Consider the following 13,423-nt stretch of genomic DNA (forward strand, 5'->3'; position numbering starts at 1 on the left):
TTCTCTGGCTATATACGCTTTGTTACCTGATTTACTATTACTTATTTATTGCTATCCAATGAAAGTCCTTTTGTTATCTACCAGATTCTGGCTGGCATTAACAAGTTTGTTTATAGGAAGTGCATCTGTTGCCTATTCTCAGAATCCCTATGTGACCACTCAAGCAGGAAAAGACCGTTTCCTGCTTTCTGCATCAGGAAAATCCACTTCTCTGCTGGTGAGTTCTCAAGACTATCCGGGTGTAATACGGGCAGCAAAAAACCTACAGGCTGATATAAAACTCGTCACACAAACCGAGCCTTCTTTCTTTACGGATAAAGTTACAAACCAAAAAACTATAGTCATTGCAGGCACACTTGGCAAAAGCCCATTGGTTGATCAGTTAGTACAATCCCATAAACTGGATGTATCTGCACTCACAGGAAAGTGGGAAATGTTTCAGACCCAGATTATCGACAATCCATTTCCTAATGTAACGCAGGCTCTGGTTATTGTAGGTAGCGACAAAAGAGGTACCATCTACGGCATCTATGATTTGTCTGCACAGATTGGTGTTTCTCCATGGTACTGGTGGGCAGATGTGCCTGTTGCTCAAAAAAAAGAATTGTATGTCTTACCGGGAGTGCACTCAGCAGGAGAGCCCAAAGTAAAATATAGAGGTATTTTTATCAACGACGAAGCACCTGCACTATCAGGTTGGGTAAAAGAAAAATTTGGAGACTTCAATCATGCCTTCTATGAGAAAGTATTCGAACTTATCCTGCGTCAAAAAGGCAATTACCTCTGGCCTGCTATGTGGGGACATGCCTTTTATGATGATGATCCACTCAATCCTAAGCTGGCAGATGAGTATGGAGTTGTGATAGGAACTTCTCACCACGAACCATTGATGCGAGCACACGATGAATGGAGAAGATACGGATCAGGCAAATGGAACTATCAAACCAATGACGCCAAACTAAAAGATTTCTGGAAGAGTAGCATCCAACGCATGGGAACCAATGAAAGCATTGTATCCATAGGAATGCGCGGTGATGGAGACGAACCTATGACAGAAGGAACTGCCATTGCATTACTGGAAAAAATTGTAGCCGATCAGCGACAAATTATACAAGATGTAACGGGTAAACAACCTGCTGCAACCCCACAGCTTTGGGCCTTATACAAAGAAGTACAGGATTACTATGACAAAGGAATGCGAGTACCTGATGATGTAACCTTGCTGCTTTGTGATGATAACTGGGGCAATATCCGTAAGTTACCTAAACTAACAGACAAACCACGATCAGGCGGCTATGGTATTTATTACCACTTTGATTATGTTGGTGGACCACGAAATTACAAATGGCTCAATACCAATCCTATTGCACGCGTATGGGAACAAATGCATCTGGCCTATCAATACAAAGCGAACCAGATATGGATTGTCAATGTGGGAGATATCAAACCAATGGAGTTTCCGATTTCATTCTTCCTGGATTATGCATGGAATCCGGATCAGTTGCCCGCAGAGCAGTTGGAACAGTATACACAAAGATGGGCAGAGAAGCAGTTCGGTTCTAAATACGCACGAGAAATCGCATCAATACTGGACAGATATACAAGATACAATGGTCGACGCAAACCGGAACTTCTATCTCCTGCTACCTATAGTCTGACACATTACCATGAAGCAGAAAATGTAGTAACGGCCTATAATTCCCTTGCGGCTGAGGCTGAGAAAATTTACAATTCTCTTCCTACCCCATACAAAGATGCCTATTATCAGTTGGTACTGCACCCTGTAAAAGCCTGTGCGAATCTGAATGATTTGTATGTAACTGTTGCTCAAAATCATCTGTATGCATCTCAGGGTAGAGCTATAACTAATAAGTTAGCAGATCAGGCCAAAGAGTTGTTTACCAAAGATGCCGAAATCTCGGCCTACTACAACAAAACACTGGCTGGTGGCAAATGGAGCCACATGATGGACCAAACACATATTGGTTATACGTACTGGCAGCAGCCACCCAGAGATTCTATGCCAGCTGTGAAAACAATAGAACTACCTGTTAAATCTGAAATAGGTATAGCCATAGATGGATCAGATTCATGGTGGCCTCAGGCAAAGGAAGAAGCTGTTTTACCGACCTATTCCCAAAATAGTTCTTTGGTACCTTATATAGATGTATTTAACAGAGGTCAGTCAGCCTTTATGTATAGCGTAAGCTCGCCTGTGTCCTGGTTATCCTTTTCATCTGCTAAAGGAACAATAACGGATCAACAACGAATAAACCTACAAGTCAATTGGTCCAAAGTACCAGCAGGGCTACAACGAATTCCTATCACCGTCACAGGTCCTGCTAATAGCAAAGTTGTTGTGCAAGCTGTAATTGATAATACTCCTAAGGTTGGCAAAGGTTTTTCAGATAGTAATGGGTATATTTCTATAGAGGCAGAACATTACAGCAAAGCAGTAGGCACTGATATTACCTGGAAAAAAATTCCAACTCTTGGACGTACCTTATCAGGAGTCACTCCATTTCCGGTTACAGCTTCCAGTCAGTCGCCAGAAGCAAATAGCCCTCATTTGGAGTATACGGTACAAACAAAGTCAGCTGGAGAAGTAAAAATACACGCCTATCTGTCTCCGACCTTAAACTTTACTGCTGGTCAGGGACTTCGCTATGCCATCTCAATAGATGATGAAACACCACAAATACTAAACATACATATGGGTGAAACCAATCATAAATGGGAACAATGGGTAGCTAACAATATTAACATTCAGGTTTCTAGCCATCAACTCACGAAACCTGGCGAACATGTGATCAAATTCTGGATGGTAGACCCAGGCATAGTATTGCAAAAGCTGGTTGTCGATACAGGAGGGTTACAATCCAGTTACCTAGGCCCTCCCGAAAGCTCACTACCTCTCAAATTTTAGAGAAAGTAAGAAAAAAAAGCCACAAAGAGAATAGTGATAACTTCAATCGTGTGTGGCCGTGTAGGTACGTAGGGAATCTTTTCCCGCGAGGTTGGCCTCTGGCCTTGTGGGCAGGAGGATCGGAGAAAAGTGCCCTTTTTTGCTCACGCACAAATCTGGCTCACCAAATTCTCATTTGGTGCCCTGTTTTTTGGGCAAGCAAAAAATGAAGGAGCTACAAGAAGAGTAATGTAAGGGACTATAAACAAATTCAGGTAAGAGATTTGTCAAAAGAAACCAGCACTACACTATTTTAAAAAGTATAGTTGTTGGTTATAAGACCCCCTTCCAAAGTTTAACGTATATATTAATTCTTCGTTAGATCTTTATTTGCAGAATCTTTGGGTTCAGGAGCTGCTTTCTTGGAAGAATCTTTATCTGTAGAGTCCTTGTCTACCGAATCTTTCTTCTCTTTCACAGTTGGACGAGATCCCTTTTTCTGCAATGACTTTGCCTTCTTCCTAATCTCTTTTACCTTATTTATATTCACTGTTGTAATGGATGAGAATAAACCTGACTTGAGAGATTGCCACAGGTAAGTTACAAAGCTGTCATCTCTTTCTCGCTGGTAAAAAATAGTTCCTACTCTGGCAGGCTTCTCTTCTTTCGAAGTATTATCTGCCTTGATAGCAATATTTCCCAACAGAGTCAGTAATTGATGTGTTTTGTGCTTTTCCGGGTCAATTACTTCTATTTTCAGATCTCTGTACAATGCCTTGACAGAACCTCTTGCGATACCACGACGAATATGAGAGGAAAAGGTGACCTCATTCACCAATCCATCTGTCAACCGGATGTTTTCATTTGGAAAACTAATCAGATTAAAGGCAGTAGCACTCATTCGGTCCAGATGTCCACGATAAGCACAATTAAATTGTTTGGAGAGCAGATTCATACTAACATTCAGTGTCAGTAATCCCCCTTGCATCAGCATCGTTGTTGCATGAATCTTTACTGGATTCCGGTCTGTCATCCGTTTGGGATCATTGCTCAGATTGGTAATCCGGATATTCGATTTTTCGAACATTACCTTTCCTGGTTTGGGTGCGTTTAATACTTGTTCAGCGTAGGTGATGGAAGCACCTGAAATAAACGTTGAATCAATCTGTACCTGAAAATTAATATTACGTATAGCTTCATTAGGCATTAAAGGATGATGATTTGGTTTAGGAGGCATTCGTTTATCTCGGTATATATTCACTACCGGATTATTAATCCGAACACTTTGTGCAATTAACTTTTTATCCAGGGCCTGTCTCAACTCTACGCCTTTGCATTCTATTTTAGGTACAGTAATGATAAATCGGTCATTCTGCACTTTCTTACGCCGAACAAATTCTTTGTCAGATACTGTAGGTTGCAACTTCATATTCTCAATAGCCAGTGAGTGGTCTTCTTTTAAGTCTACCTTCTCTACTTTCAACGCATACAGATTATCAGCACCTACAAACTGGTAATTTTCCAGCGAAGCTTCTATTTTATCAAGAAATGGAAAAGATCGTTGTTGCTTTGTGGCGGAATCAAGACGTATATTGTGTAGTGCAATGCGAATGTGTTCAGCTGATTGTGTTGATTTTCCTTTAGATGCTACCACTGTATGTTTCAGTTTGCCATCCTTTACGATAATCTCGTCAATCTGGATCTCATTTTTCAGTCCATTTAGCAAATCTTCCACTGATTTTTTCTGTTCTGTAGAATCTACCTGCTTTATATCATCTGGTTTTGTTTGTGTAATTGTAATATCCGGTGAATTAATATAGATGCCTTTAAGCTCAATCTTCTTATCGGCCAGATATGTCCTCCACTTCACGTTATGCAACTGCACAGCGTTTGCCTCTATACCTATACGTGTACTCTTCCTGGAACTATCACCCTTAGCATAGGCAGCGAGTTTTCCAGGTTGCAGACTTACATTATGAAAAACAATGTTGCTTGTAATAAAGTTAATACTTATCCAGTTGATCTTAAGCTTATACCGACCTTTGGTTGCTTCAGAGACTTGTGCTTCCAGCTTCTTACGGATAGTAGGTGCTAATCCCACATTAAGCCATATAAAAATTCCCACAATCACAACGGCAATAATGCCGCCTACCCATTTCAGAACTTTTCCGGTTCGGCTGGATGAAAATCTTACCAAAGACGTTTTCATAAGGTGTGTCTATAACAGATGAATAGTGTATAAGTTATCTCGCCAAGCATTACTTTATAATAAGGAGGGATGGACTGTAGATTAACTATAAAAAACTATTCCCCACCTTTGCAATACCTAAGCTAAAGTTTATCCAATAACTGAGTTACCAAAAATTTCCAGAAAATAACACCTTTTTTTGTCCTCCTGACCACCCTTTCCTGTCCTTCTGAAAGAAACTTTTGACAAATAGAGTTGTGTTTACTTTCTGAGAGAAAAAACACACTCCACTCGGAAAGGCCGCCGGTCTTGCCACAAGATCCTTACAGGAGGACAGGAAGGGGGAGATATTCCTTTCAGGTAGCTATCCTTTCAGAAGGGTATAAGAAGTGGTTTTCTTTATTCACAGGCCACATTTCCGGAGAATTCATAGAACAAAAGAATAATTCGCCTTTGGTCATATGAATAGGCATTGTTGGATGTGTTCTATTTTCGGCAAACAAAAAATGAAGAAGCAGAAAAAAGAGGAACAAAAACGTCAAAAACGAAACTAAAAACCAACGCCTACACTCTTTCAAAATGTAGACGTTGGCTGTAAGATTCATATCCAAAAGATCAGTCTTTCATTCCATCTAGCTTACGGATATTGTTTAATAAAATCTGTAAGCAACCCAAACGTTTCCGGAAACTTAGCCAAAGGCAATGTTTCTGCTCGATCATAAATATCATGGTAAAACTTGGGATTACCCAGTGTATAGAAAAAACAGGCCTTTACACCCTTGCGTGCAAAGAAAAAATGATCAGAGTTGGGAGCATTATCCCGCTTCTGTAATTTGGTAAAGTAATGCTTCTCTTCATTGATCTTATTGAACAAGCCGAACTCTTGTTCCAGACGTAATCCGTTTACCATCATAATCCCCTCATCTCCAGCTCCCATCAGATCCAGGTTAATCAGAAAATGAATCTGATTCAGGGGAAATAAGGGATGGTCTGTATAATACTTAGAACCTAACAGACCCGCTTCTTCTGCTGCAAAGGCAATAAAAGCAATGGAGTATTCAGGCTGATTTTCAGGCTTTGCATAATACTGAGCCAGTTCCAGCAAAAGTGTTACACCCGATGCATTATCGTTGGCTCCCGGAAAGTAGACATCTTTGCCCAACTGCCCTAAGTGATCATAGTGAGCCGTGATCACAACAAATTCTTCCGGATGGGCTTTCCCTTCCACAAAACCAACCACATTCTGCGTCTGATAATTCTTAATAAGCTTCGCGTCTACTCTAAACTTGATTTTCTGAGCAGCCGTATCCCAGTCTTTACGAACTATCTCAAAAGTGGGATGACTCAAAGCGGCAGTTGATACAGTGGCAGTCAGCTTTTCTTTCTGCAGTTCAATCAAAGCTTTAGCTGTATGCAGCTTCTCCAATAGATCCGGATTATCTGTAAACTTTCCATAATCAGCAGAAAGGTAAACGATAGCCTTACGTGACAGATTTTGTTTGAGAAAGGCGGACTGAACTATAGTATCCGTAAATAAACGAGGAGGTAATTGCATGATCCGGGCACTTCCCTTTCCTTTTTGGGAAATAGGATTTACCAGAAAGTCTTTTCCGGGTGCAAGATCTGTCTTATTGATCTTCAATGACACCTTTCCTGGATAGGTATTCACATCCAGTGTAAAGGGCTGAAAGTAAGAGTTTCCAAATGGCTTTAATCCCATATCTGAAAACCGGCTTTTCAGAAAATCAGCAGCAATCCGATCCCCTTGATTCACATATCCTCGTCCGTGAAATTCAGGAGAGGTAAGCGTTTTCAAAGTAGCCCGGGCGCGGGTCATATCCTGCCCTGCTGCTGTGAGGGCAATAAAAAGAAACAGCCCTGTTATCGAGGGCCGTTTCTGAAGCAATAGGTTCTTTAGAGCAAAAAGCTGCATGGTTCATTGAAATAAACAACCAAAGAAACAGATATTAACCTACCAATGCACTGTATGCATCTGCAGACAGAAGTCCATCCAGTTGGGATGCCTCAGAAATAGAGATCTTCACCATCCATCCTTTTCCATAAGGATCAGAATTTACCAACTCAGGCGCAGTGTTCAGATCTGCGTTAAACTCCAGTACAGTACCAGACACCGGAAGATACAGATCAGATACAGTTTTTACAGCCTCTACAGTACCAAATATCTCATCTTTAGCTACTTCCTGTCCTACTGTATTGATATCTACATAGACAATGTCGCCAAGCTCACGCTGTGCAAATTCTGTAATTCCTACATAGGCAACATCGCCTTCAATGCGTATCCATTCGTGTTCTTTGGTGTACTTCAATTCACTTGGAAAGTTCATAAATAAGGTTCAAGGTTAAAAGTTAAAATAGAAATGTGAGGAAATCGTATCGGATTTCAAACAGACGGTTTGATAAAAATTTATAGTTATGTCCGAAAGTCCAATATCTTCTACATAAATTTACACAACAAGATAAAACCTTATACGTTGTGACATAAGCCGGATTACCTTTCGGGTAGTTTTTCTGTATTAATGATATCTGCTTTTGTGGCGGTAAAGATAAACAGAAAAACAAAACAACAGAACGTTTAAGTAAGTTTGGTTGTTAATGACAACTTCTAGCCAAGGTAAAATTTAACTTAAAGATCAAAATGGACAAAAGAAAAATCACAAAACTATTACAAAAAATCGCAGAGCTGTCGGGGCAAAAAGTCACGCCCATGCAACTTAGCGGAAACGATCATCAGCTTGATAGAGAATATACAATTAAAGACATTCATAAATTTATTGATGAGCTCACCTATAAAGGACAAAAAGCAGGCCTTACATTCTTACAAAATCATTTACGCCCTGAAGAAGTAGCCTCTTTTTTAGAAAATATAACCTTTCCTGTTATCTTTTTCCAACAGGTTAGTCCTGACAAAATAGAACCATTGCTTATCTATAGAGATAAAAATGATGATCTGGTTGGAGAATATCCCGATTCGGAAACTGTATTTAAAGAATCTCAGATACGTGATCTAAGCCGGCAATTCCTGACTCAACAACAGGCAACGGATCCCCGACAAAATGGACACGTCATCTTTGTAACTTCATTTCCGGTTCACTATCTCGCCGACCAGCCAACAGGAGATGAAAATAAAGAAACTATTGCACCTCCTACTCCACTCAAAAGGCTACTCAACTTATTAGGCTCCGAACGAAAAGATATCTCCTATATATATGTCTATGCTATTGTAGTAGGTCTGATTAGTCTGGTGCTTCCTTTAGGGATTCAGGCAATGATCCGACTTATATCCGGTGGGATGATCTTTAGTTCAGTAGTTGTAATTATTACTGTTGTTATCATTGGATTATTGGCATCTGGAGGCTTACAGATCATGCAAATCTCCCTGGTTGAGATCTTGCAGCAACGTATTTTTGCCAAAGCTGCATTCGAATTTACATACCGTGTTCCCAAAATCCGGTTGGATGCTTTATCCAAATATTATCCTCCGGAATTAATGAACCGTTTCTTTGATGTGATCAATGTGCAGAAGTCTTTACCCAAGCTATTGGTGGATCTGACAGGAGCGGTACTTCAGATTTTGTTTGGATTAATCCTGTTGTCTTTCTACCATCCTTTCTTCCTTGCATTCAGCGTATTACTGGTAGGTATCATTGCCTTAATCTTTAAAATAACAGGCCCAAATGGTTTGAAAACCAGCCTGACTGAATCAAAATATAAATATAAGATTGTATACTGGCTTGAAGAGATTGCCCGCACTGTCAACAGTTTCCGTCTGGCAGGCGATACTAATCTGCATATGCAAAAGATGGACGACTATGTAAGTAACTATCTTTACTATCGGAAAAGTCATTTCAGTGTGTTACGTACCCAATTAATCTATATTGTTATTTTTAAGGTACTGATCATTGGTGGTTTACTTATTCTGGGAACCCTGCTGGTGGTAGACCGCCAGATTACACTGGGTCAGTTTGTAGCCTCTGAGATTGTAATAGTACTGGTAGTGGCTGCGGTAGAAAAGATTATTGTCAACATGGACACTGTCTATGATTTGCTTACAGCTGTAGAGAAAATAGGTACAGTAACCGATATGCCACTGGAAAATGAAAGAGGAGCACCCCTTGAATTAAATACAAACAGCCAGGGCATGGAAGTAGCCATCAAAGATCTCCGGTATCAGTATGCAATGGGCGACAAAGCATTGGAAGGTGTTAGCTTCACGATCAAAGCTGGTGAAAAAGTAGCGATTGCAGGGATGCATGCAGCAGGCAAACACACATTAGCTAAGTTACTGGCAGGTGTTATGACTGATTACACAGGTAGCATTACCTACAATCAGATTTCCTTGCGGGATATTCATCCGAGTTCCCTGCGACCTATTGTATCCAACTATTTGTTTGAAGATGCAGTTTTTTCTGGTTCTATTCTTGAGAATGTAGCAATGAATCGTCCAGGTATCAGCTATGAAGATGTCCGCTGGGCACTGACTAATGTCGGTCTGCAACATTATATGAACAAATTACCGGAAGGTCTCTATACGCATATTGGTGCAGATGGACAACATCCTTCAGAAGGGGTTACACATAAAATACTCTTTGCCAGAGCCATTGTTTCCAAACCCAAACTACTGGTAGTAAAGGATACTCTACCTGAAATGTGTCGTACAGACCGTACTCAACTGATTCAGTTTATGACCAGTCGCGAAATGCCATGGACGCTGGTTGTAGTAAGTAATGATGCTATGCTGCTGTCACAATGTGATAAGGTTCTTGTTTTTGATGACGGGCATCTGGTTACCCAGGGTTCGTATCAGCAAGTGAAGGATCATCCTGTATTGCGGGAAGCCATTTTGCAGGATTAAGTCCAGTTTTGTTCTCACGCAATCTGTTTTGCATCATTTTTGATAGGTGATGCAAAACACTTTCCAGGACGAGGTAAAAACATTGACCTCGTAAATGAAGTTAAACAGATAATGAACAAAAATCTGATCTTTTCTAAGGGATCCGGGTGAGAGGACTATAACCGCTCACCAACTCTCGTTTAGAAGGATTAAACCTTAGTTTATTTTACACATTCAAGTATAAACCGCCTCAGTATGTTACATATATCAAATAACAATATAGATTCTCATGAAATCGAAAAGAAGGTCTATGCCCTGCAGACCTTAGGGACACCCCGATCTGGCAGGGTAATAGCCTATTGGTTAATAGGAATATTCGTTTTCTTTTTCTTATGCCTTTTCCTGCCCTGGCAACAGAATGTTCAGGGATATGGGTATGTTACAGCGTTTGCCCCAAAAGATCGTCCACAAACAATTCCCTCTGTTATTGCCGGACGAATTGAAAAATGGTATGTACAGGAAGGCCAGAAAGTAAGTGCCGGAGATACCATCCTGGTTATTTCAGAGGTAAAAGATGAATACTTTGACCCACAACTACCTGAGCGTCTACAGGAACAGATTAAAGCCAAAAATGAAGGGATTGCAGCTACTCAGACTAAAATTAATGCACTGGAAGATAATATTGAAGCCTTACAAAACGGTTTGAAATTTAAACTACAACAAGCGGCCAACAAATTGCAACAAGCTCGCTTTAAATTGCAGATGGACAGTGCCGATTATGAAGCAGAGAAAATAAATATGCAAATTGCCCGCCGCCAATTTCAGGCAGGTGAAAATATGTACAATGGCCAGTTAATCTCTCTGGTAGACTTTGAAAAACGAAAAGCCAAACTCCAAGAAACCCAGGCCAAACTGATTGCTTATCAGAATAAAGTAGATGTAGCCCGCAATGAGATTATCAATGCACAGATTGAACTGAGCTCTATTCGTGCTGATTATGCAAAAGAGATCTCCAAAGCGCAATCTGATAAAAGTTCGGCAGTTTCCTATCTGGCAGACGCACAAGGTGAACTATCCAAACAGCAAAACAAATATTCCAGTGTACAGGTACGGATCAAAAATCGGGCTGTCATTGCTCCTCAGGATGGATATGTAGTAAAAGCACTAAAGGCAGGGGTTGGAGAAACGTTAAAAGAAGGAGACCCTGTTGCAACAATTCAGCCAGCAAAACCAGCCAAAGCGGTAGAACTCTATGTAAAAGCAATGGATGTGCCTCTGCTTGAGAAAGGCCGTATGGTACGTTTGGAGTTTGATGGATGGCCTGCGTTACAGTTTTCCGGATGGCCTAGTGTATCTGTAGGTACATTTCCTGGCCGTGTGGCAGTCATTGACTATGTCAATAGTAAGGATGGCAAATACAGGATTCTGGTTACTCCTGATAACGAGGAAGAAGAGTGGCCTGAACAATTGCGTTTGGGATCAGGCGTAAGTGGCTTTGTGATGTTGAATGACGTACCTGTATGGTATGAAATCTGGCGGCAGTTAAATGGCTTCCCACCAAGTTTGCAGAGTCCAACAGCGGGAGCAGAAGATTCAGTTGATAAAAAGAAGGAGGGAGAGAAAGATGCGAAGAAATAGCCAGACACATAAGGTCTTTGGCTGGCGATCGCGCTTTGCAGTCAAAGCACGCATTCTATCTATCACAAGAATGCTTATTTTCTGTTTGTATGTTCTGTTTCAGGGATTGCCTTTTACTGCTTCAGCTCAATTGGCATCAGACAAAAAGCCAACAGCAACGGTTGAGTCTAAAACCATGAGCAGTCAGGATTTTCTTCAACGAATTTTAAAGTATCATCCTGTAGCCCGGCAAGCAGCCTTGTTGAGTGAGCAGGCACATAATGAGATTCGGTATGCACGAGGTTCTTTCGATCCTAAACTGGAAGCCAATTATGAGAATAAAGAATTGAAAGGATCTACTTACTATCATCGATGGGATAGCCAGTTGAAGATTCCTTTCTGGATTGGAGAGATAAAAGGGGGATTTCAGCGTGGTGTAGGCAACTATATTAACAACGAGAATTATACCAGTACCAGCGGTTTAATCTTTGCTGGAGTATCTATTCCGCTACCCATCAGCCAGGATTTCCTGATAGACCAGCGACGTAGTACTCTCCGGCAGGCACAGGTGTTTCGTAATATTGCCGAAGCAGATCGCGTAAAGGAAATCAACAAACTGGTTTTCAACGCGACTAAAGAATACTGGGAATGGTATCTGGCTCACAACGAATACACAATGTTGCGTGAAAATTACGAACTAGCCAATATACGTTATAAAGCAGTAAAAGGTCGTGTTGTAGAAGGTGATCTGGCAGGCATTGACTCAGTAGAAGCACAAACCATATTGCAAGACCGTCTGATTCGCCTGACACAGGTAGAAGTAGATTTATTGAATGCACGTATCCGGTTGTCTAACTATCTGTGGGGAGAAAATGATACTCCATTAGAGATGCCTGCAGATATTGCACCAGAGCAATTTGATGTAACCCATAGAGTAGAAATGGAAGCTACTCTGATACGTCTTCGGGATATGGCACAAGCAAACCATCCGGAATTGCAAAAATTGACTTTTAAAAATGAACAACTTACTATCGAAAGACGCTTTTTACGGGACCGTTTTAAACCAAACTTACGGGTTAATTACAATTTATTGAGTAGCCCTACGTATAATACAGACGGCCGTATTTTACCTTCAACAGTGGATATGGCTTATTTGCAAAACAATTATAAGTGGGGATTTGAGTTTAGTTATCCTTTGTTTTTACGAAAAGAACGAGGAAAGCTGGCTCTCAATGAAGTAAAGATTGAACAAAATAACCTGGAACGCCAGCAAACATCCAGGGAGATTCTGAACAATATTCAAACTACCTACAATGATCTGCGAAACCTGGATTCTCTGATTCGGCTGCAACAAATCAATATTGCCAACTATCGTCGGTTACGGGATGCAGAGGTACAGAAGTTTGAAAATGGAGAAAGCTCTCTGTTTCTCATCAATTCACGGGAAACCAAGTATATCGATGAGCAGATCAAATTGTTTTCGCTGAAAACCAAATATGCAAAGGAACGGGCAGAATTGCTCTGGTCAGCAGGTTTATCTGACTGGAACCAGTTAGCTGAATAAGATTGTATACGATATTTTCTATGTCTTAGAAATACCCTGTCACCAGTAGGCGACAGGGTATTTTTGCAATATGTAGTCGCATCTCAAGTCTCTTCTTGCTCTGTGTTATATCTTATTTTTTAATTTTGATAGTTTTAAAAAGGAGTACAGATTTGAAGAGAAAGCTAGTTTAAACATCTGTTCAATGCTGTCAATATAAGATAGTTTGTTTTGTTTCCCCTTGTTTCTTTTTTGTCCTTCTGAAATGATCCCTTTTCCTCATGAAAGACTTTCTCTCCTTTCGGCAATAAATAGTAC

7 protein-coding genes are annotated in these 13,423 nt (G+C 40.6%); 4 read left to right on the top strand and 3 right to left on the bottom strand.

Annotated features, from left to right (window positions below; genetic code table 11):
- Positions 1-58: 58 nt before the first annotated feature.
- A complete protein-coding gene (locus QNI22_RS10225) occupies positions 59-2,926 on the top strand; it encodes a glycosyl hydrolase 115 family protein (RefSeq protein ID WP_314510531.1) in 2,868 nt (955 codons plus the stop codon).
- 346 nt (positions 2,927-3,272) lie between these two features.
- Here QNI22_RS10225 and QNI22_RS10230 read toward each other — a convergent pair whose 3' ends face one another.
- The 3 genes from QNI22_RS10230 to gcvH all read right to left on the bottom strand — a co-directional run bounded on the left by QNI22_RS10230 (position 3,273) and on the right by gcvH (position 7,438).
- The gene (locus QNI22_RS10230; protein WP_314510532.1) at positions 3,273-5,114 is read right to left on the bottom strand and encodes a hypothetical protein; all 1,842 of its coding nucleotides are present in this window, start codon (positions 5,112-5,114) and stop codon (positions 3,273-3,275) included.
- Between the two features lie 616 nt (positions 5,115-5,730).
- The gene (locus QNI22_RS10235) at positions 5,731-7,026 is read right to left on the bottom strand and encodes a M28 family metallopeptidase (protein ID WP_314510533.1); all 1,296 of its coding nucleotides are present in this window, start codon (positions 7,024-7,026) and stop codon (positions 5,731-5,733) included.
- Between the two features lie 34 nt (positions 7,027-7,060).
- A complete protein-coding gene (gene gcvH, locus QNI22_RS10240; RefSeq protein ID WP_313975693.1) occupies positions 7,061-7,438 on the bottom strand; it encodes a glycine cleavage system protein GcvH in 378 nt (125 codons plus the stop codon).
- Positions 7,439-7,749: 311 nt separating this feature from the next.
- On the opposite strand from gcvH, the gene QNI22_RS10245 reads away from it, so the two are divergent.
- The 3 genes from QNI22_RS10245 to QNI22_RS10255 all read left to right on the top strand — a co-directional run bounded on the left by QNI22_RS10245 (position 7,750) and on the right by QNI22_RS10255 (position 13,126).
- The gene (locus QNI22_RS10245) at positions 7,750-9,966 is read left to right on the top strand and encodes a peptidase domain-containing ABC transporter (RefSeq protein WP_314510535.1); all 2,217 of its coding nucleotides are present in this window, start codon (positions 7,750-7,752) and stop codon (positions 9,964-9,966) included.
- A gap of 234 nt (positions 9,967-10,200) precedes the next feature.
- Positions 10,201-11,583 carry an HlyD family secretion protein gene (locus QNI22_RS10250; protein WP_314510536.1) on the top strand — a complete coding sequence of 461 codons (1,383 nt, stop codon included), beginning with the start codon at positions 10,201-10,203 and terminating at the stop codon, positions 11,581-11,583.
- Positions 11,570-13,126 (top strand): TolC family protein, encoded by a 1,557-nt coding sequence (locus QNI22_RS10255; protein WP_314510537.1) that lies wholly within the window; start codon positions 11,570-11,572, stop codon positions 13,124-13,126. Before QNI22_RS10250 ends, QNI22_RS10255 begins: the two co-directional genes overlap by 14 nt.
- Positions 13,127-13,423: the final 297 nt, after the last annotated feature.

The sequence above is a fragment of the Xanthocytophaga agilis genome (assembly GCF_030068605.1).
Taxonomy (GTDB): Bacteria; Bacteroidota; Bacteroidia; order Cytophagales; family 172606-1; genus Xanthocytophaga; species Xanthocytophaga agilis.